Annotated in this window: 17 protein-coding genes; 3 read left to right on the top strand and 14 right to left on the bottom strand. The window is 67.5% G+C overall.

Going from position 1 to position 20474, the window contains the following annotated elements; genetic code table 11:
• Positions 1–25 precede the first annotated feature (25 nt).
• Both aroA and rsgA read left to right on the top strand, forming a co-directional pair.
• Entirely contained in the window at positions 26–1342 is a 1317-nt protein-coding gene (gene aroA, locus G9373_RS35925; RefSeq protein ID WP_120659297.1) for a 3-phosphoshikimate 1-carboxyvinyltransferase, read from the top strand.
• Positions 1288–2328 carry a ribosome small subunit-dependent GTPase A gene (gene rsgA, locus G9373_RS35930; RefSeq protein WP_005562531.1) on the top strand — a complete coding sequence of 347 codons (1041 nt, stop codon included), beginning with the start codon at positions 1288–1290 and terminating at the stop codon, positions 2326–2328. Before aroA ends, rsgA begins: the two co-directional genes overlap by 55 nt.
• Positions 2329–2357: 29 nt before the next feature.
• Here rsgA and G9373_RS35935 read toward each other — a convergent pair whose 3' ends face one another.
• From G9373_RS35935 to G9373_RS35960, 6 genes are all read right to left on the bottom strand, one after another.
• Positions 2358–3596, bottom strand: a complete 1239-nt coding sequence (locus tag G9373_RS35935) for an acyl-CoA desaturase (RefSeq protein ID WP_167119718.1) — start codon at positions 3594–3596, stop codon at positions 2358–2360.
• Positions 3597–3708: 112 nt separating this feature from the next.
• On the bottom strand, positions 3709–4965 hold the full coding sequence (locus G9373_RS35940) for an acyl-CoA desaturase (RefSeq protein ID WP_167119721.1): 1257 nt from the start codon (positions 4963–4965) through the stop codon (positions 3709–3711).
• A gap of 62 nt (positions 4966–5027) precedes the next feature.
• The gene (locus tag G9373_RS35945) at positions 5028–6143 is read right to left on the bottom strand and encodes a ferredoxin reductase (protein ID WP_005562534.1); all 1116 of its coding nucleotides are present in this window, start codon (positions 6141–6143) and stop codon (positions 5028–5030) included.
• 91 nt (positions 6144–6234) lie between these two features.
• Positions 6235–6747, bottom strand: a complete 513-nt coding sequence (locus G9373_RS35950) for a hypothetical protein (RefSeq protein WP_005259738.1) — start codon at positions 6745–6747, stop codon at positions 6235–6237.
• Between the two features lie 30 nt (positions 6748–6777).
• The gene (locus tag G9373_RS35955; protein ID WP_005259739.1) at positions 6778–8202 is read right to left on the bottom strand and encodes a wax ester/triacylglycerol synthase family O-acyltransferase; all 1425 of its coding nucleotides are present in this window, start codon (positions 8200–8202) and stop codon (positions 6778–6780) included.
• A complete protein-coding gene (locus tag G9373_RS35960; protein ID WP_037204691.1) occupies positions 8196–8633 on the bottom strand; it encodes an HAD-IA family hydrolase in 438 nt (145 codons plus the stop codon). Before G9373_RS35960 ends, G9373_RS35955 begins: the two co-directional genes overlap by 7 nt.
• A gap of 105 nt (positions 8634–8738) precedes the next feature.
• Between G9373_RS35960 and G9373_RS35965 the strand changes: the two genes are divergently transcribed.
• The gene (locus G9373_RS35965; RefSeq protein ID WP_005562538.1) at positions 8739–9263 is read left to right on the top strand and encodes an Rv3235 family protein; all 525 of its coding nucleotides are present in this window, start codon (positions 8739–8741) and stop codon (positions 9261–9263) included.
• Between the two features lie 16 nt (positions 9264–9279).
• Here the strand turns inward: G9373_RS35965 and secA are convergent, their stop codons facing one another.
• From secA to ahcY, 8 genes are all read right to left on the bottom strand, one after another.
• Positions 9280–12150, bottom strand: a complete 2871-nt coding sequence (secA, locus tag G9373_RS35970) for a preprotein translocase subunit SecA (RefSeq protein WP_064080335.1) — start codon at positions 12148–12150, stop codon at positions 9280–9282.
• Positions 12151–12301: 151 nt separating this feature from the next.
• A complete protein-coding gene (gene raiA / locus G9373_RS35975) occupies positions 12302–12979 on the bottom strand; it encodes a ribosome-associated translation inhibitor RaiA (protein ID WP_005568143.1) in 678 nt (225 codons plus the stop codon).
• Between the two features lie 171 nt (positions 12980–13150).
• Entirely contained in the window at positions 13151–13849 is a 699-nt protein-coding gene (locus G9373_RS35980) for a ComF family protein (RefSeq protein WP_064080334.1), read from the bottom strand.
• A gap of 31 nt (positions 13850–13880) precedes the next feature.
• Positions 13881–15674, bottom strand: a complete 1794-nt coding sequence (gene lpqB, locus G9373_RS35985; RefSeq protein WP_005259751.1) for an MtrAB system accessory lipoprotein LpqB — start codon at positions 15672–15674, stop codon at positions 13881–13883.
• Positions 15671–17392, bottom strand: coding sequence for an MtrAB system histidine kinase MtrB (mtrB, locus tag G9373_RS35990; RefSeq protein ID WP_240483014.1), 1722 nt, complete (start codon positions 17390–17392; stop codon positions 15671–15673). The genes lpqB and mtrB overlap by 4 nt, the downstream gene beginning before the upstream one ends.
• A gap of 47 nt (positions 17393–17439) precedes the next feature.
• A complete protein-coding gene (mtrA, locus tag G9373_RS35995) occupies positions 17440–18117 on the bottom strand; it encodes an MtrAB system response regulator MtrA (RefSeq protein ID WP_005240059.1) in 678 nt (225 codons plus the stop codon).
• Between the two features lie 45 nt (positions 18118–18162).
• Positions 18163–18846 (bottom strand): dTMP kinase, encoded by a 684-nt coding sequence (locus G9373_RS36000; RefSeq protein ID WP_054248260.1) that lies wholly within the window; start codon positions 18844–18846, stop codon positions 18163–18165.
• Between the two features lie 56 nt (positions 18847–18902).
• Entirely contained in the window at positions 18903–20387 is a 1485-nt protein-coding gene (gene ahcY, locus G9373_RS36005) for an adenosylhomocysteinase (RefSeq protein WP_043790469.1), read from the bottom strand.
• Between the last annotated feature and the right edge of the window lie 87 nt (positions 20388–20474).

The raw sequence follows: 20474 nt of genomic DNA on the forward strand, positions 1-20474 counted from the left end.
CCCGCGACCCGCCCGATAGGCGAAGATGGAGACCGTGAGCCTGAGCCTGTGGAACGCCCCCCGTGCCGAAGCGCCCGTCGTCGCGACGGTCGCCCTCCCCGGATCGAAGTCGATCACCAATCGCGCGCTGATCCTCGCCGCACTCGCGGACGGTCCGTCCACCCTCACCGGGGCACTGCGCAGCCGGGACACCGACCTCATGATCGGCGCGCTCCGCACGCTCGGCATCAGCATCGAGACGGTCGGCGCCGACACGACGCTGCGGGTCACCCCCGGACGACTCCGGGGCGGTGCGGTCGACTGCGGACTGGCGGGCACCGTCATGCGGTTCCTTCCGCCGGTCGCGGCGCTCGCGAGCGGAACGGTTCACTTCGACGGGGACGAGCAGGCGCGCACCCGGCCCCTCGACACGATCCTGGATGCGCTGCGCGGTCTCGGCGCGGACATCGACGGCGATTCCCTCCCGTTCACGGTCCGCGGTGCGGGCTCGCTGCGCGGTGGACGGGTCACCATCGACGCGTCCGGCTCGTCACAGTTCGTCTCCGGGCTGCTGCTGTCGGCGGCCGCGTTCGACGAGGGTGTCACGGTCCGTCACGACGGCAAGACGGTCCCGTCCATGCCGCACATCGACATGACGGTCGAGATGCTGCGCGAGTCGGGTGTCGAGGTCACGACCCCGGCGACGGGCGGGGAGGCCGACACGTGGCGGGTGAGCCCCGGTGTCGTCCGGGCCGTCGACCGGGCGATCGAGCCCGATCTGTCGAATGCCACCGCCTTCCTGGCCGCCGCCGCCGTCACCGGCGGTGAGGTGACCGTTCCCCTGTGGCCGAGCAGGACGACGCAACCAGGCGACGCGATCCGGGAAATCCTCCTGGCGATGGGCGCGGACGTCCGGCTGGACGGCGCGAACCTCACCGTCCGTGGTCCGCAGCAGCTGACCGGCATCGACATCGACCTGCACGACGTGGGCGAACTCACCCCGACCGTGGCGGCGCTCGCCGCACTCGCGGACGGCCCGTCGCACCTGCGGGGCATCGCGCACCTGCGCGGTCACGAGACCGACCGGCTGGCCGCGCTCGCACACGAGATCAACTCGCTGGGCGGGAACGTCACCGAGACCGAGGACGGCCTCACGATCGTCCCGGCGGACCTGCACGGTGGGACGTGGCACTCCTACGCCGACCACCGGATGGCGACCGCGGGCGCCATCGTCGGGCTGCGGGTCGACGGCATCGAGATCGAGGACGTCGGCACCACGGCCAAGACCCTGCCCGGTTTCGAGAACCTGTGGGCCACAATGCTGTCCGCGGCCGCGGGCACCGAACGGAAGGCGAGCTTCTGAGTCGCAGGCAGTACGACGAGTCCGACGTCCGGGTACGCCCGGGCCGAGGAACGCGCCCGCGCACGAAGACCCGGCCGGAGCACCTCGCCGCGGAGTCGGCGATGGTCGTCTCGGTCGACCGCGGCCGGTGGGGTTGCGTGCTGGGCGGCGACCCCGAGCGTCCCCTCGTCACCATGCGCGCCCGGGAACTGGGCCGCACCCCCATCGTGGTCGGCGACGAGGTGAGTGTCGTCGGTGATCTGTCCGGCAAGCCCGACACCCTGGCGCGGATCGTGCGGGTCGCCGAACGCTCCACGGTGCTGCGACGCACCGCCGACGACACCGATCCGTACGAGCGGATCGTCGTGGCCAACGCCCAGCAGCTGCTGATCGTCGTGGCGCTCGCCGACCCGCCGCCCCGGACGGGATTCGTCGAACGTGCGCTCGTCGCCGCGTACGCGGGCGGATTGAGTCCCATCGTGTGCCTCACGAAGAGCGATCTCGAGCCGCCCGAGGAGTTCGCGAGCGCGTTCGCCGACCTCGACGTCCCCGTCGTCGTGGCCGGTCGCGACGATCCGGTCGACGAGGTCTTGTCGATGCTGTCGGGCCGGCTCACCGCGCTGATCGGCCACTCGGGGGTCGGGAAGTCGACTCTCGTCAACCGCCTCGTGCCCGACGCCGACCGGGCCGTCGGCGTGGTCTCCGGCGTCGGCAAGGGCAGGCATACGTCCACGCAATCGGTGGCGCTGCCGCTTCCGACGGGCGGCTGGGCGATCGACACCCCCGGCATCCGGTCGTTCGGACTGGCCCACATTTCCCCGGAGAACGTGGTGGCCGCGTTCTCCGATCTGGCCGCGGCCATCGAGGACTGCCCGAGGGGGTGCACCCACCTCGGCCCGCCCGCAGACCCGGAATGCGCGCTCGACCGGCTGGAGGGCAAGGCCGCCAAACGCGTCGACGCGGTCCGTCACCTCCTCACGGCCATCGCGTCCAACGAAGCCTGGTGAGGGACGAACCGCGTCGATAGCGGTACTTTCTAGCGGGACAGCAGCGCGCGAAGACCGCGGCGCTTGCGGGTGCGCTTGATCGCGGTACTCAATCCCTGACGGCGACCGGTTACGGGATCGATTGTCGCCGTGGTGTTTCCACCGAACTTGCGCTCCGACGCCGTCTCCGGCGCGTCGTCCGCGGTCGCCTTGAGGTACTTGTTCGGCAACGACAGCTTGGCGATGGTGCGCCACGACTTCGCGTACTGCACGAGGAAGGGCCCGGTCGTGTACGGCAGGTCGTACTTGTCGCACAGTTCCCGCACCCGCACGGCAATCTCCGAGTAGCGGTTGCTGGGCAGGTCGGGGAACAGGTGGTGCTCGATCTGGTAGCTGAGATTGCCGGACATGAAGTCCATCAGCTTGCCACCCTCGATGTTCGCGCTACCGAGCATCTGCCGCAGGTACCATTCGGCCGGCGTTTCCTTGTCGATGTCCGCCTTGGTGAACTTCTCGGCGCCGTCCGGGAAGTGTCCACAGAAGATGATCGCGTTGGTCCACACGTTGCGGATCATGTTCGCGGCGATGTTTGCGGTGAGCGTGCTCTTCCACGCGGGACCCGTGACCGCGGGGTGCACGACATAGTCCTTGAGGATCTGCTTGCCGACCTTCTCGCCGACCTCACGGAGCTTGCGCTGGGTCTCCTCGCTCGGCACGCGCCCCTTGGCGACCTTGCCGAGTTCGAGATGCTGCGCCGCGATTCCGTACTCGAAGAACAGCGCGAGCAGCGTGTTGTACAGGATATTGCCGGTGTTGAACGGCTTCCACCGCTGGTCACGCGTGACGCGCAGCAGTCCGTATCCCACGTCGTCGTCCATGCCGAGGACGTTGGTGTACTTGTGGTGAATGTAGTTGTGCGTCTGCTTCCAGTGAGCGGACGGTCCCGTCACGTCCCACTCCCACGAGGTGGAGTGGATCTCGGGATCGTTCATCCAGTCCCACTGGCCGTGCATGACGTTGTGGCCGAGTTCCATGTTCTCGATGATCTTCGAGAGAGACAGCATGGCCGTACCCGCCAGCCAGGCGGGACGCCGCTTGCTCGCGAAGAGGACGGCTCGGCCACCGATTTCGAGGGAACGCTGCAGTCTGATCGTGTTTCGCACGTACCGCGCGTCACGCTCCCCGCGGGACTCTTCGATATCGCGCCGGATCGCATCGAGCTCGCGTCCGAGCGACTCGATGTCGGCTTCGGTGAGATGTGCGTATTCCTTGACGTCTGCAATCGCCATGGGGGACCTCCTCCTGGCTGGGTCGACAGTTCACACCCGAAAGGCGCTGACTCGACCTACCGTACCGTAAGTTACGACACCGTAGGTTACCTGAGTGTAGGTGTGAGTGAAATCACCGTCGACGTCGAGGAATCTTGGCCTCCGCGCGGGCGCGCAACGCCGACAGCAGACCCCGCCGCTGCCCCGTGACGGGATCCGTGCGCAACGTCTCGACCATGGCGGCACCCGCATCACGGGCGTCGCGGAACTTGCGTTCCGAGGACGTCTCCGGGGCGTCGTCCGCCGTCGCCCGCAGGAACTGGTCGGGCAGGGCGAGCTTGTGGATCGTGCGCAGAGCCAGCAGGTACTGCTTGGCGAGCGAACCCGTGGTGTACGGCAGGTCGTACTTCTCGCACAGCGCCCGCACCTTCACGGCGATCTCCGGGTACCGGTTGCTCGGCAGGTCCGGGAACAGGTGATGCTCGATCTGGTAGCTGAGATTGCCGCTCATGAAACCCATGACCTTGCCGGAATCGAAATTGGCACTGCCGAGCATCTGCCGGAGATACCACTCGTGCCGGGTCTCGTTCTCGTACTCGTCCACCGTGAACTTCTCGGCACCGTCCGGGAAGTGCCCGCAGAAGATCACCACATAGGCCCACAGATTCCGCACGAGATTGGCGGTGGCGTTGGCCGTCAGCGTCGACTTCCACGCCGGCCCCGCGAGCACCGGGAACAGCAGGAAGTCCTTGCCGACCTGACGGAAGATCTTGCGACCGAAATCCTTGTTGGCCTGGGAATTGAGCTGACCCTTCTCCGCACCCTCGAGCTCGGCCGCGAAGGTGAGGTCGTGGAGCGCGATCCCCCACTCGAACGTGGCGGCCAGGATGATGTTGGCGAACGGCTGCAGCAGATTGATCGGCCGCCACTCCTCGTCGCGGGTCATCCGGAGGATGCCGAACCCCACATCGGAATCCATTCCCACGATGTTGGTGAACGTGTGGTGGGAGTAGTTGTGCGCCCGCTTCCAATGCTCCGAGGGGCCCGTCTGATCCCACTCCCACGACATGGAGTGGATCTCCGGATCGTTCATCCAGTCCCACTGGCCGTGCATCACGTTGTGGCCGAGTTCCATGTTCTCGATGATCTTCGAGAGGGACAGCATCGCGGTGCCCGCGAGCCAGGCCGGGCGGTAGCGGCTTCCGAACAACGCAAGCCGGCCACCGAGCTCCAGCAGCCGTTGCGCCCTGATGGCCCGGCGGATGTAGCGGGCGTCGCGAACGCCGCGCGAATCCTCCACGTCGAGCCGGATCGCATCCAACTCACGCCCGAGCGATTCGATGTCCGCTTCGGTCAGATGCGCGAACTCTTTGATGTCGGTGATCGCCACCGTGCTCCTCCGTCTGGTGAGAGTCCGAGAATAGCGGAGTCAGGTGAACAACACGCCCACGCTCACGCGTCGAGCGTGCAGTCCCCTGCCGCCGCGGAGATACAAGTCTGGACTCGGTCACCTTCGGCGTGCTGCTTGCCGGACCTCAGGTCGATGGCGTGCCCGGCGAGGATCGGCACGACACAGGTCTGGCAGATACCCATCCGGCAGCCGAACGGCATCAGTGCCCCGACCTGCTCACCCGCCTCGAGGAGAGTGGTGGCACCGTCGATCGTCACGGTCTTGTCGGCCTTGGCGAACGTGACGGTCCCGCCCTCGCCGGACGTGTCCGCGCGGGAGACAGCGAACCGCTCGAGGTGCAACTTGTCCTCGATGCCCTCGTCGCGCCACAGCGTCTCGATCTCGTCGAGCATCGGCAGCGGTCCGCACGCCCACGTCTGCCGTTCGCGCCAGTCGGGACACACCTCGTCGAGCGAGGACAACGCGAACTTGCCCTGGCTGCGGGTGAGCTGGATCTTGCACCGGAAGTCGTCGTGCTCCTCGTGGAGCCGGGTGAGCTCGTCGGCGAACATCACGTCGGCGTCGGTGGGGGCCGAGTGGACGTGGAAGACGTCGGGGAGCTGACCGCGCCGGTTCATCGTGCGCAGCATCGCCATGACGGGAGTGATGCCGCTGCCCGCGGTGAGGAACAGGATCCGCTGCGGCGGCGGGTCGGGCAGCGCGAAGTTGCCCGTGGGGGTCGCGAGCCGCACGATCGTCCCCGAGGGCACACCGTTGACGAGGTGACTCGACAGGAACCCCTCGGGCATCGCCTTGACGGCGATGGAGATGAGCTTGTCGTCCCAGTTCGGCGGCGAGGTGAGGGAGTACGAGCGCCAGTGCCAGCGTCCGTCGATGTGCAGACCGATGCCGATGTACTGGCCGGGCTCGTAGTCGAAGTCGAATCCCCAGCCCGGCTTGATGACGATCGTGGCCGAGTCCGCGGTCTCCGCGCGCACCTCCATGATCTGTCCGCGCAGTTCGCGAGCCGACCACAGTGGGTTGGCGAGATGCAGGTAGTCGTCGGGCAGCAACGGCGTCGTGAGCCGTGCCGCCGCACCTCGCAACCAATTGAGCTTGGACCGCTTGGCGGGCACAACCGCTGCTGCGGGCGCCTCGATCCAATCCTTCAGACCCATCCGACCTCCACCTTTTCCGTCATGACCTACGCTACCGTAGGTTATCAAGTTACGGTACCGTAGGTTACCCCAAGGTAAGAGGACGTACCGGTCAGAGCAGTTCGAGAAGGAACGGAAGCTCCTGAGTGGCGTACCACGCCAGGACATGATCCTCCGCGTCACCGAGAACGAACTCGGCGTCGGGGTCCCCGAGATCCGCCTCGTCGATCGCCGACACGGCCCGTTCGATGTCCGGCTCCGCCTCCGCGAGATCCACGTGCACCGACGCGACCGTGCCGATCGTCACCGGACCGGGCAACCGGACCACGGCGTCGTCGAGATCCGGCCGCGGCGTCACCTCGTCCACGTCCGCGGCGACCACGGCGCGACGGAAGCGAACCCCGTCGCTTCCGCTCTCCCCCACCCGGCCCGCGATCAGTCGCAGCGAGGCGCGGGCGGCCTCGGCCATCGCGACCTCGGCCAGTTCCTCGTCGTCGCCCGACGAGTACGCCTCGCGGAGCGTGGGGGTGACGGCGAAGGCGGTACGGCTCATCGGATCGAACTCCCGGTCGGCGACGAGCCGCTGGAGGATCTCGATCGTCGCGGGAACGTACACCCTCGTCATGCGTCACCCGTCATTCGCACCACGGACTTCTCACCGACTGGCATCCAACAACTCCTCGAGAGATTCGTACAGCAGCGCCGCCACCACGTCCACGTCGGCCATGGCGTCACGGTCTGCATTCAAACCGTAGTAGACGTTGCCGTCGTAGGACGTCAGGCCGATGCTCAAAGTCTGGTTTTTCAGCAGCGGCGACACCGGATACATCTCGAGCATCCGCGCTCCCCCGACGTACAGCGGCAGCTGCGGTCCCGGCGCGTTGGTGATCATCAGGTTGAACATCCGCTGCGAGAAGCTGCTCGCGACACGGGCACTCATCGCGTGCAGCGTGGCGGGCGCGAATCCCGACAACCGCACCAGGGTCTCCGCGGTGACCCTCTGGCTCTGCTTGGCGTGCGCCTCCATGGCGTGCGCCACGTGCGACAGCCGCACCACGGCATTCGGTTCCCCGACCGGCAGGTCGATGAGGAACGACGACACCATGCTTCGCGGATCCGCCCATTCGCCGCGGCGTGACTCCTCGTCGTCGGTCTCGGGGTCCGTCGCGTACACGGACATCGGGACCATGGCCCGGACCGTGGTCGACTCGGCCACCGGCTCGCCGCGGGAGAGCAGCCAATACCGCATCGCACCCGACACGACGGCGAGGATGACGTCGTTGACCTCGCACCCGTACTGCGCGCGGATCTTCCGGTAGTCACCCAGCTCGGTCTTGACCACCGCGAAGCGCCGATTGCGTGAAATGGTCGCGTTCAGCGGACTCGCCGGCGCCACCTGCGTGGCGGTGCGCACGACGGCGGCGACCTTGCCGACGGCGCGCACGGTCTCACCGAGCGCGGACGCCATGTCACCCAACGTCATCCGCAGCGCCGCCAGCCCTTCGCCCGGCCGCGCCACCATCTCCGCCAGCGCCCCGGCGATCAGTGTGGACTCACTGGGGGCGGGGCTCGGCATCCACAGCTCCTCGGCCATGGGACGCCGGGTCTTCGCCGGGTCGAGGATCACCTGACCGATCTCGAGCGCCGTCTCACCGTCGACCAGCGACGAATGGGACTTCGTGAAGATGGCGAAGCGATTGTTCGACAACCCCTCCACCAGGTACATCTCCCACAGCGGTCGCGTGTTGTCGAGCGGCCGGGACGTGAGCCGTGCGACCAGATCGTGCAACTGGGCATCCGATCCGGGCTTCGGCAGCGCCGACCGCCGGACGTGGTACTCGATGTCGAAGTCCTGGTCGTCCACCCAGACCGGCCGCGACAGTCCCAGCGCCACCTCCCGCACCTTCTGCCGGTAGCGCGGGACCAGACTCAGTCGTTCCTCGACGAGGCTCAGTAATTCCTCGTAGGACAACCCGTTTCGCGGCTTGCGGAAGATCGCGAGCGAACCCACGTGCATCGGCGTACTGCTCGCCTCGAGAAAATAGAACGACGCGTCCTGCGTAGTCAGTCTCGTCACCATGTCGGCGCCTGTCCCCCTTGCATCCCATCTCGATCGACCTCGAGAAGTATCGCTATCTCGTCCGCGGTGGCGCCGCCGTCGACGTGGTGGATACCCACCATCCCGACGGCCACCGCACCCCGGACATTGACCGACAGGTCGTCGACGAAGATACAGTCCCCCGGGGCCAGACCGAGCGCGTCGGCCGTCAGCCGGTAGATCCGCGGATCAGGTTTGGCGACACCGACATCCCCGGACAGCACGACCTGATCGACCAGCCGGCCGTCACCGAGTTCCCGCAGCCACTGCGCGCCGGGACCACCGGGATCGTTGCTGAGGATCGCGGTCCGCACCCCACGAGTCCGGGCACCGGCGAGGACGGACGACAGGCCGTCCATGTCCGAACCGGGACCCGCGAGAACTCCTCCGAAGTCCAATATCAATCCCCGCACGTCCCCACCCTAGGGTCCGCTCCCCGGTTCGGCGACACGACGACGGGATCCGTGCGAGTATGACCGCTACGACGGCCGTCTCATGCCGAAACCGGGGGGTAAGAAATGAGTGAGTCCTACACGTTCCTGTCACGGGTGCCGCACTTCGAGCCGGCGGCCGGTGACGTTCCCGCACCGCCTCTGCCGGGGCGTTCGGCGGCGCCGTCGGGCGAACGGCACGCGTCCGGGCGCGGCAGGCACCGCTCGTCGCCCCACTCGGGGGCGTCGCCACGCACCGCCGCGACACAGCCGGGAACGCTGCCTCTTCCCTCACCGGACGTCCAGCGGTTCACGGAGCAGGCGTTCCGGCTCGTCCTCGAAGTGCTGGATCGGCGCCGCAACGTACGGCAATTGCGGCCGCTGGTGACGCCGTCGCTCGTCGACGTCGTGCGCACGCTCGCGCTGTCGGAGTCGCCCGCCCGGCGACTCGGTGTCGCGACGCTCGTCCGCGTGCACCTGCGCGCGGTGGAGCCGTGCGCGTTCGAGGCCTTCGGCACCTACGGCCGGGGACCGCGGATCTTCGTGATCGCAGCCCGTGTCGAACAGCAGTCCGACACGGGCTGGACCGTCACCTCGCTGGTGATCGGCTGATCGTCTTCGTCTGCGGTCAGCGCTTGCGCTTGGTCCGCGGGGCCTTCTTGCTCTTCGACTGCGACCGCGCGGCCTCACGCCGCTGACGACGGGTTCCGGCGTCGGCGGCATCGTCCGATTCGGCGGCTCCGCGGCGGCTGAGCTGGGCGTTGCCGTCCTCGGCAGGCCCGGAGTACGTGAGCCCGCGGGGCTCGCCGTCGTCCAGGCCCTTCGCACGGAGGGCGGACGGTGCCGCCGTGCCCTGCGCCTGCTGCGCCGCCTCCTGGGTGGGCAGTGGCCGCGGCGGTGCCGGAGCGGGCGAGGCCGACGCCGTCGCCGCTGCGGAAGCCGCGGTGACGCTCACGCCCGGGGCCTGTGCCGCCGTCGGGGCGGCCGCCTCGACCTGAAGGTTGAACAGGAATCCGACCGACTCCTCCTTCAGACCCTCGAGCATGCCGCCGAACATGTCGAAACCTTCGCGCTGGTACTCGACGAGCGGATCACGCTGGGCCATCGCCCGCAGGCCGATGCCCTCCTTGAGGTAGTCCATCTCGTAGAGGTGTTCGCGCCACTTGCGGTCGAGCACGCTCAGCAGGACGCGACGCTCCAGTTCGCGCATCGATCCCTCGCCGGCGACGCCGTCGATCTCGGCCTCGCGCCGGGCGTAGGCGTCGTGTGCGTCCTTCAGCAGGGTCTCGCGCAGCTCGTCGGCGGTGATGTCGTTGGTCTCACCGTCGTCGCCGTCGCCGACCAGTTCCTTGTAGTCGAGGCCGACCGGGTACAGCGTCTTGAGGGCCGTCCACAGTTGTTCGAGATCCCAGTCCTCGACGTATCCCTCGGCGGTGGCACCGTCGACGTAGGCGGTGACCACGTCGGTGATCATCTTCTCGACCTGGCCCTCCATGTCCTTGCCTTCGAGGATCTGGCGGCGCTCGTTGTAGATGACCGTGCGCTGCTGGTTCATCACCTCGTCGTACTTGAGGACGTTCTTGCGGATCTCGAAGTTCTGCTGCTCGACCTGCGTCTGGGCGCTCTTGATGGCCTTCGAGACCATCTTCGCCTCGATGGGAACGTCGTCGGGCAGGTTGAGCCGGGTCATGATCGACTCGAGGGCCGCGCCGTTGAACCGTCGCATCAACTCGTCGCCGAGCGACAGGTAGAACCGCGACTCACCCGGATCGCCCTGACGGCCGGAGCGGCCGCGCAACTGGTTGTCGATACGCCGGGATTCGTGCCGCTCGGTGCCGAGGACGTACAGTCCGCCCGCCTCCCGAACCTTGTCCGCGTCGGCTTTCACCTCGGCCTTGACCTGGTCGAGGACGTCGTCCCACGCCGCCTCGTAGTCGTCGGGCGTGTGGACGGGGTCGAGTCCCTGCTTGCGGAGCGCGATGTCCGCGATGATGTCGGGGTTGCCGCCGAGCACGACGTCGGTACCACGACCGGCCATGTTGGTCGCCACGGTGACGGCGCCCGACCTGCCGGCCTCGGCGATGATCTGGGCTTCCTGCTCGTGGAACTTCGCGTTCAGCACGTTGTGTGCCACGCCGCGCTTGGTGAACTGCTTCGACAGGTACTCGGACCGCTCGACGCTGGTGGTGCCGATCAGAACGGGCTGGCCCTTCTCGTGCCGCTCCACCACGTCGTCGACGACGGCGTCGAACTTGGCTTCCTCGGTCTTGTAGATCAGGTCGCCGTTGTCGACGCGGACCATCGGCCGGTTGGTGGGGATCGGGATGACGCCGAGGTTGTAGATCTGGTGCAGCTCGGCGGCCTCGGTCTCGGCCGTACCCGTCATGCCCGACAGCTTGTCGTAGAGACGGAAGTAGTTCTGGAGCGTGATCGTGGCGAGGGTCTGGTTCTCGGCCTTGATCTCGACCTTCTCCTTGGCCTCGATCGCCTGGTGCATGCCCTCGTTGTAGCGGCGGCCGACGAGGACGCGGCCGGTGAACTCGTCGACGATGATCACTTCGCCGTCGCGGACGATGTAGTCCTTGTCCTTCGTGTAGAGCTCCTTGGCCTTGATGGCGTTGTTCAGGTAGCTCACGAGCGGCGAGTTGGCGGCCTCGTACAGGTTGTCGATGCCGAGCTGGTCCTCGACGAGCTCGACGCCGGCCTCGTGGACGCCGATGGTGCGCTTGCGGATGTCGACCTCGTAGTGCACGTCACGCTTGAGCAGGGGCGCGATGCGCGCGAATTCCGCGTACCACTTGCTCGAGGCGTCGGCGGGGCCGGAGATGATGAGGGGGGTTCGGGCCTCGTCGATGAGGATGGAGTCGACTTCGTCGACGACGGCGAAGCTGTGACCGCGCTGGACGAGATCGTCCAGGGAGTGCGTCATGTTGTCGCGCAGGTAGTCGAACCCGAACTCGTTGTTGGTGCCGTATGTGATGTCGGCCGCATAGGCTGCGCGACGCTCGGCCGGCGACATGCCGGACAGGATCACGCTGGTGTCGAGGCCGAGGAAGCGGTGGACGCGGCCCATCCACTCGGAGTCGCGCTTGGCGAGGTAGTCGTTGACCGTGACGACGTGCACGCCGTCGCCGGCGATCGCATTGAGGTACGCGGGCAACACGCAGGTCAGGGTCTTGCCCTCACCCGTCTTCATCTCGGCGATGTTGCCGAAGTGGAGGGCGGCGCCGCCCATGATCTGCACGTGGAAGTGCCGCTGGTCGATCACGCGCCAGGACGCCTCGCGGGCGACCGCGAACGCCTCGGGCAGCAGCTCATCGAGCGTCTCGCCGTCGCGGTAGCGGGCGCGGAACTCCTCGGTCTTCGCGCGGAGTTGCTCGTCGGTCAGGTCTTCGACCTCGGGCGACAGCGAGGAAACGTGGTCGGCGATGTGCTTGAGCCGCTTGACCATGCGACCTTCACCAACACGGAGCAGCTTCGATAGCGACAGCGACGGCACAGTCTTGTTCGTCCTCAATCTTCGGCAGTGGATGGGTGACACACAAAATCCGGCCGGAGGTCCGAGAACCCCGGCCGGATTCCATGGTAGGCGCTTCCGCGATCGGACGAGTAGACCGACCGCTCGGATCGTCAGGCGGAACGGGAGTACATCACGCCAGACGGATCAATCCGTAGTCGAACGCGTGCCGCCGGTAGACGACGGTCGCCTTGTCCGACTCCTTGTCGTGGAACAGGAAGAAATCGTGTCCTACCAGCTCCATCTCGTACAAAGCATCGTCGACGGTCATCGGCGCGGCCTTGTGTTCCTTGGTACGCACGACATGACCCGGTGTGTGCTCGTCCGGCATCTGACCGTCCAGGGAGATGTCGGGACTGATGCCGAGACTGTCGTCCTCGGCGAGTGCGGCGGTGGCCTCCGCCACCGACACCGGGGTCTTTTCCCCGTAGTGGACTTTTTTGCGATCCTTGGTGCGGCGGAGCCTGCTCTCGAGCTTGGCGGTCACCGACTCGAATGCTGCATAGAAGCTGTCGGCGGATGCCTCGGCTCGGGCTACCGGCCCCTTGCCTCGGGCAGTGATCTCGACGCGCTGGCAGTTCTTCCTCTGGCGTCGATTGGGTTCGTGGTGAAGTTCGACATCGAACAGGAATATGGAGGGATCGAAGCGCTCGAGGCGCGACAGCTTCTCGGAGACGTACACGCGGAAGTGGTCGGGTACCTCGACGTTGCGTCCCTTGACGACGATCTCGGCGTTGGGGGTATCCGTCTTCTCTTGTGCATCCGTTGTGCGGTCGTCGACGAAAACCGAGGCTTGCGAAGGGGTCGTCACTCGTACCTCCCGATTACGGCCCCGCCCCTTGATGGGCGGCGGCGAGTTTGAGCAATGCCGGAAGGGGGTCCGCCCGGCACCAGGTTCGAAGTTCCACCTCCTACCTGTGTTTTCGGGTGTGTCCGCGACGCTAGTACGTAACGCGCGCGAGTGCCACTGTTCGGCAGAATTTCATCTGACACCCGCCACGACGACCACCGCGCTCACTCGGATACCCACTCGCGACAGCACCCGGACCGACTCGGCGGCGGTCGCCCCGGTGGTCGACACGTCGTCCAGCAGTACCACCGAGATGCGTTGCAGTGCAGCCGGTTCCGACGCGAGATGCCGCGCGAATACTTGACCGCTGCGGGTCAACCGGACGCCACCCTCGAGGTTTACTCGACGTTGATCTGCGCTCAGTCCGACCGAATCGCGCACGGCGCGTCGCATCACGAGCGCGGGACACACGCGTCTGCCTCCCACCGCGGCGACGGCGATCCGGGTGACGGGGTCGCCGCCGCGTGCACGGGCGGCCCGGGGACGCGTCGGAGCCGGCACCAGAACCACCGGGGCGACGTCCGGCGGGTCGAGTTCTCGCCACTGCTGCAGACGGCCCAGGGCGCCCGCGACGGCGGATCCGAGGGGCGCGGCGAGATCACGCCGCCCGCGTTCCTTCGCGGCGATCACGGCGCGACGGCGGGCACCCGAGTACGGTCCGAGTGCCCACACCCCGACCCCGGGATCCACGCGGGGCCGGAGCAGCACGGGATCGTCGGCCAGCTCCGTGGCGCAGCGGGCACACCACTGCGTGCCCGGCACGCCGCACCCGCCGCATTCGGCGGGCAGGATCAGGTCGAGCAGGCTCCGGAGGCCGGGCAGGGCGCGCATGCGGGCAGTATCGGCGACCGCACCGACAGCCTCAGCCCGGCAGGACCGGGATCGCCTTGACACCCGTCAACCCGGGAACCTCCCGCCAGTACCGGTCGCCCGCCGGATCGTTGTTGTTCAACTGGAACACCGCCCGGGAGTCGGCGACGAACTCCGTGGTCGTCGACGCGTCCACGGCCACCACCGGCGCGGTCAGATTACGGCTCGGCAGCGCGTCCATCCGTGATCCGTCGACGGCCACCTGCACCACCGGGATGTCCGAGGCCGCGCGCGCGACGACGATCGTGTCGCTCGTGCTCCAGTCCAGGGACAGCGCCGGGCTGCCCAGACCGATCGCGACCGCACGGGGATTCGTCAAAGCGTACTCACCACCCGGCATCTGGGTGACGATCGCGAGGTAGACCTTGCCGTCGACGATCAGTGCCGCGCGCACCCCGTCGCGGGACAGCCGCAACTCGGTGATCGTGGCACCCAGCGCGGTGACGGCGCCGGCGTCGACGTTGACCACCGACGTCCGGCCGGTGCCGGGCTCGCGCAACACCCGAATCACCGTGTTGCCGTTGACCGCTGCCCAGATCGCCGAATTGTCGGGTGCCCATGTCGGGCGGGTGATCGCGCCGCCTTCGAGCACCGACGCGGCACCGTCCTCGTACGCGCCGACCATCAGCGAACTCGCGGGTTCCGGGGCGGGACGCCCCGTGTCCGCGACCGCGGCGACCAGCTTTCCGTCCTGCGACAGCGCGAGCGAACGCATGTTGCGGGCCGAACCGAAGTACCCGGGCACCGGGGTGACCCCGGTCTCGGTGACGCTCACCATCGACCCCTCGCGCAGCGCGTGCAGCCCCACGGTGGCGCTCGAGGTCGCGAACGGATTCATCGACGCGACGTCGGCGGTGGTCCACCCGTTCGGGAACCGCTCGTCGAAGGGCTCGCCGTCGGCGAGCAGCACATAGGGGCCCGAGATCTCCGCGTTGGCCAGCGTCCAGATCACCTGCGCCGCGAACAGCTGCTTCGCCTGCGCGTCCATGGGCGGCACGCCGGCGAAATCGATCCGGATGCCGCCGAGCCCCACCCCCACCTGCGCGGTGCGGCCGTCGGCCTTCGTGATCGGGCCCCGCACCGACACGCCGTCGCCGAGCTCGTTGCGCACGGCCGGGGCCAGGGCGGCCTTCGGCCCGTCGATCAGCAAGCCGATCAACTGCGACGCCATCTGGTCCTGGGCGCCCGACACCCAGCGCGGATCCGGCACGACCGTCGTCCCGGCCGGATCGAGGAAGTACAGCGATTTGCGCTGATAGGTGTTCAGGAACTGTGCCCGGTCCAGGATCACGCCGGCGGGGAGCTCGGAGATCCGCCACTCCCCGTCGAGTAGCTCGAGGCTGATCTTCGTCTCGAAGCTGCCCTCCTCCGCCACGTACAGTCCGCCGGGCTCGAGCTGCCCCACCTTGTTGGCGCGGATCGTGTACGTCGCCTTGTCGGCGGACCGCGTCTCCGGGAGGACGTCGACCTTGTCGACGATGGTCGCGCTGGCCGCGTCGTCCCACCTGCCGGTCACACCGGGGGTGAGGAATTGACGGGCCGCGAGGTGCCGGTTGGACGGATCGGTACTGGCCTTGAAGAAGTCGCGGAGCAGCAGGTCGGGTTCACGCCCCGGCGCGGGGGCCGCGACGCTCGATCCGGGCGAGTCACGGTTGATCGTGCCGATCGCCTGCGGTGTGGAGGAATCCGGGAGGCTCGCGCACCCGCTGACCGTCACGAGCACCGCGAGGACGATCGCTCCGCATACCGACCGCGACAGCAGGGCGGATCGCCGCCGGGGCGTCACAGGTCCTGCTCCGGAAGGTGCGAACCGTCTCGGTCACCGACGTGCGCGCGCTCGCGCTTCTTGGGAACCGTGCGGGATTCGTCGGCCACCGTCTCCGGGCTCTCGTTGCGCACCGGCAACGTGGTGTCGCCCGGGACAGGCTGACCCTGAACGTATTTCGCGGTTCCCGGTTTCAGCGGCAGCGGGCTCGACACGACCTTGCGGCCCCGCACCCGCGGCAGCGTCAACCGGAAGCAGGCGCCTTGGCCGGGTTCGCCCCACGCCTCGAGCCTGCCGTCGTGGAGATTCGCGTCCTCCACACTGATCGCGAGTCCGAGGCCGGTACCGCCCGACCGCCGCACCCGCGACGGGTCGGACCGCCAGAACCTGTTGAACACCAGCTTCTCCTCGCCCGGCCGCAGACCCACGCCCTGGTCGCGCACGATGAACGCCGCAGCGCTGTCGTCGGCGCGCAGGCGCAGCAGCACCGGTTTGCCTTCTCCGTGATCGATCGCGTTCGCGAGCAGGTTCCGCAGAATGCGTTCCACGCGACGCGGGTCCACCTCGGCCATGACTGCCTGATCGGGCAGGTCCACGATCAGTTCGGTCCCGCTCTCGCGCGCGAGGTGACGGACCGTCGAGACCGCCGCACGCGCACACATCCGGACGTCGAGTTGCTCGGCGGCCAGTTCCGCGACACCGGCGTCGTGCCTGCTGATCTCGAGGAGGTCGGCCAGCAGCCCCTCGAACCGGTCGAGTTCGGCGACCAGCAACTCCGACGACCGCCGGAGCACAGGGTCGAGATCGTCGCTGCCGTCGTGGATGAGATCGGCCGCCATGCGCACCGTCGTCAGCGGTGTCCGCAGCTCGTGGCTCACGTCGGAGGTGAATCTCTTCTGGAGATTTCCGAACTCCTCGAGCTGGGTGATCTGCTTGGACAGGCTCTCCGCCATCTCGTTGAACGACATCGCCAGCCGGGCCATGTCGTCCTCGCCGCGCACGGGCATGCGTTCCTTCAGCCGGCCGTCGGCGAAGCGCACCGCGATCCGGGACGCCGACCGGATCGGCAGAACCACCTGCCGGGCGACGAGGAGCGCGATGGCCGCGAGCAGCACGGCGAGCACCGCACCACCCACCAGCAGCGTGCCGCGGACCAGCGACAGACTGCGGTCCTCACTGGCCAGCGGGAACACCAGGTACAACTCGAGCGTGGAGATCGCGGATGCGGTCGGGCTCCCGACGATCAGCGCCGGCCCCGAATAGCCTTCGGGATCGTTGACCGTGGCGAACTGGTAGGCCACCTGACCGGCCTGGACGAACGCCCGCAGTGATTCCGGAATCTGGTCCGCCGGGCCGCTGGACGTCGGGGCGCGGGGGCCGTCACCGGGCACGATGAGCACAGGATCGAACGTTCCCGCCGACCCCGACGCCTGACCGGCGTCGGGCTCCCGGTTCGTCAGCGCAGCCCGGGCACCGTCGAGCTGAGTGGTGGGCGAACTACTGTCGTCCGCCCCCGCCAGCTGCCCCTCGACCGTGCTGCGGGCACGGTCCATCTCCTCGGTCGCCGCGTTGATCTTCGTTTCGAGCAGACGGTCGGTGATCTGGCTCGTCAGCACGACGCCGAGCACGACGATGACGATGAGCGACAACGTCAACGTCGAGACGACGACCCTCAGCTGCAGCGAACGACGCCATGTGTGCGCGAGGGTATTGCTCAGTGAGTGACCCCACCGAAGGATCGGCGAAACGCGTCGGTTGACACGACGCCGCCATCGGGAAACACCTGTCACGGCGGTCCGGCCTTGTAGCCGACCCCCCTGACCGTCAAAACCACTTCGGGATTCTCGGGATCAGTCTCGACCTTGGCCCGCAGACGCTGAACGTGCACGTTGACCAGTCGGGTGTCGGCTGCATGTCGGTAACCCCACACCTGCTCGAGCAGGACCTCACGGGTGAACACCTGTCGCGGTTTGCGCGCCAGAGCCACCAGGAGGTCGAACTCGAGGGGGGTGAGGGAGATCAGTTCTTCGCCCCGGCTCACCTTGTGGGCGGGGACGTCGATGACGATGTCGGCGATGCTGAGCAGCTCGGCCGGCTCGTCCTCAGTCCGGCGAAGCCGTGCCCGGACCCGCGCCACCAGCTCCTTCGGCTTGAACGGCTTCATGATGTAGTCGTCCGCGCCGGATTCCAATCCGAGGACCACGTCGACGGTGTCCGTCTTCGCGGTCAGCATCACGATGGGGACACCGGAGTCGGCGCGCAGGACCCGGCACACGTCGATGCCGTTCATGCCGGGCAGCATCAGGTCGAGCAGCACCAGGTCCGGGCGTGTCTCCCGGACCGCGGTGAGCGCCTGGGTCCCGTCCCCCACCACATACGGATCGAATCCTTCGCCGCGGAGGACGATCGTGAGCATCTCCGCGAGCGCAGTGTCGTCGTCGACAACCAGAATCCTTGGCTTCATGTCCCTATCGTTGCATCTTCGGAGGCCGTAACAGCCCGTTCGCCGTTACGGCGTGCCGTGTTCTTTCTCGTCACGGCGTGCCGTGTCGTCACTCAAGAGTGCCAGGTTTTCGGCGAGCGTGACCGGATCGGTGTCCGGGGTGAGCACCCACCACGGCGAAATCCAGTCCTTCCCGGCCAGCTCCCGGTACACCTCGCCGGTGCGTTCCTGCAGTCCACGGTCGCGTTCGTAGGCGTCCAGCGACCGGCTCGCATCCGCCGATTCGCGGCCGCGGGCGCGTTGCTCGGCGAGTGCCACGGGAACGTCCAGATACAGCTGCAGGTCGGGCCGGGGCAGCCCCAGCCGCTCGAATTCGAGGTTCCCCACCCAGCCGACGAACTCCCCGTCCGCCCCCTGATGCAACCGGGCCGCACCGTACGCGGCGTTGGACGCCACGTAGCGGTCGAGAATCACCAGGTCGTGTTCGGCGAGCAGCGCCGACAGCTCCCCGACGGCACCGGACCGGTCCAGCGCGAACATCACGGCCATCGCGTGCACGGAGTCGCTGAAGTCACCGTGCGCGCCCTTGAGGGCCTCGGACGCCAGATCGGCGTGCATGGACCTGCCGTACCGCGGAAAGTCGAGGGTGCCGACCGTCAGACCCTGCTCGATGAGGCGTGTCACCACTGCGCCGACGAGTGTTCGCTTGCCCGCGCCGTCCAGGCCTTCCAGCGCAATCAGTTTTCCCACGAGGAAGAAGGCTATCCCCCGGCCCGTGCGCGACGGACCGGGGGACGCCGCGGCCTCTAGTACCGGTAGTGCTCGGGCTTGAACGGGCCCTCGACGTCGACGCCGATGTACTCGGCCTGCTCCTTCGTGAGCTTGGTGAGCGTGCCACCGAGCGCTTCGACGTGGATCTTCGCGACCTTCTCGTCGAGGTGCTTCGGGAGGCGGTACACCTCGTTGTCGTACTCCTCCGGCTTCGTCCACAGTTCGATCTGCGCGATCACCTGGTTGGAGAAGCTGTTGCTCATCACGAACGAGGGGTGGCCGGTGGCGTTGCCGAGGTTCAGCAGGCGACCCTCGGACAGCACGATGATCGAGTGGCCGTCGTTGAACCGGAACTCGTCCACCTGCGGCTTGATGTTGATGCGGGTGACGTCGCCGGACCGCTCGAGGCCGGCCATGTCGATCTCGTTGTCGAAGTGGCCGATGTTGCCCAGGATGGCCTGGTGCTTCATCTGCTTCATGTGCTCGAACGTGATGATGTCCTTGTTGCCCGTGGACGTGATGACGATGTCGGCCCAGCCGATGGCCTGCTCGACCGTCTTCACCTCGAAGCCGTCCATCAGCGCCTGGAGAGCGTTGATGGGGTCGACCTCGGTGACCGCGACGCGGGCACCCTGTCCGCGCAGAGCCTCCGCACAACCCTTGCCGACGTCGCCGTAACCGCAGACGAGCGCGGCCTTGCCGCCGATCAGGACGTCGGTGCCGCGGTTGATGCCGTCGAGCAGCGAGTGCCGGGTGCCGTACTTGTTGTCGAACTTGCTCTTGGTGACCGAGTCGTTGACGTTGATGGCCGGGAACGTGAGTTCCCCGGCGGCCGCGACCTGGTAGAGACGCAGGACACCGGTCGTGGTCTCCTCGGTGACGCCCTGGACCGACTCCGCAACCGTGGTCCACTTGGTCTTGTCCGCGTCGAGGGACTGACGCAGCAGGGCGAGGAACACCTTGTACTCGTCGGAATCCTGCTCGTCGTCGGTGGGCGGCACGACGCCGGCCTTCTCGAACTGCGCGCCCTTGAGGACGAGCATCGTGGCGTCGCCGCCGTCGTCGAGGATCATGTTCGCGGGCTTGTCGGCGTCCGGCCAGGTGAGCATCTTCTCGGCGGCCCACCAGTACTCCTCAAGCGTCTCGCCCTTCCACGCGAAGACCGGGGTGCCCTGCGGCTCCTCGGGCGTGCCGTGCGGGCCGACGACGATCGCGGCGGCGGCGTGATCCTGCGTCGAGAAGATGTTGCACGAGGCCCAGCGGACCTCGGCGCCCAGTGCGGTGAGCGTCTCGATGAGGACGGCCGTCTGGATGGTCATGTGCAGCGAACCGGAAATGCGAGCACCCTTGAGCGGCAGCACCTCTGCGTACTCGCGGCGAAGCGCCATCAGTCCCGGCATCTCGTGCTCGGCGAGCCGGATCTCCTTGCGGCCGAACTCGGCGAGCGAAAGGTCCGCCACCTTGAAATCGATCCCGTTTCGGCTCTCGGCCACGGGCATGGTTGAAACTGAGGTCGTCATCTGCCTCTCCTGGTTGACTGCTGTTTCGGTCAAGGCTATCGGTACTGCGTCCCGAGGGTCACACTCACGTGAGGCTGCGCCGCGGGG

Source organism: Rhodococcus sp. A14, assembly GCF_011603105.1.
GTDB lineage: Bacteria > Actinomycetota > Actinomycetes > Mycobacteriales > Mycobacteriaceae > Rhodococcus_F > Rhodococcus_F opacus.

What these genes read in the sequence shown, in the direction of transcription:
- aroA (WP_120659297.1), top strand. Translation starts at nt 26, where the DNA reads ATGGAGACCGTGAGCCTGAGCCTGTGGAACGCCCCCCGTGCCGAAGCG.
- G9373_RS35935 (WP_167119718.1), bottom strand. Translation starts at nt 3,596, where the DNA reads ATGGCGATTGCAGACGTCAAGGAATACGCACATCTCACCGAAGCCGAC.
- G9373_RS35945 (WP_005562534.1), bottom strand. Translation starts at nt 6,143, where the DNA reads ATGGGTCTGAAGGATTGGATCGAGGCGCCCGCAGCAGCGGTTGTGCCC.
- G9373_RS35950 (WP_005259738.1), bottom strand. Translation starts at nt 6,747, where the DNA reads ATGACGAGGGTGTACGTTCCCGCGACGATCGAGATCCTCCAGCGGCTC.
- G9373_RS35955 (WP_005259739.1), bottom strand. Translation starts at nt 8,202, where the DNA reads ATGGTGACGAGACTGACTACGCAGGACGCGTCGTTCTATTTTCTCGAG.
- G9373_RS35965 (WP_005562538.1), top strand. Translation starts at nt 8,739, where the DNA reads ATGAGTGAGTCCTACACGTTCCTGTCACGGGTGCCGCACTTCGAGCCG.
- G9373_RS35980 (WP_064080334.1), bottom strand. Translation starts at nt 13,849, where the DNA reads ATGCGCGCCCTGCCCGGCCTCCGGAGCCTGCTCGACCTGATCCTGCCC.
- mtrA (WP_005240059.1), bottom strand. Translation starts at nt 18,117, where the DNA reads ATGAAGCCAAGGATTCTGGTTGTCGACGACGACACTGCGCTCGCGGAG.
- ahcY (WP_043790469.1), bottom strand. Translation starts at nt 20,387, where the DNA reads ATGACGACCTCAGTTTCAACCATGCCCGTGGCCGAGAGCCGAAACGGG.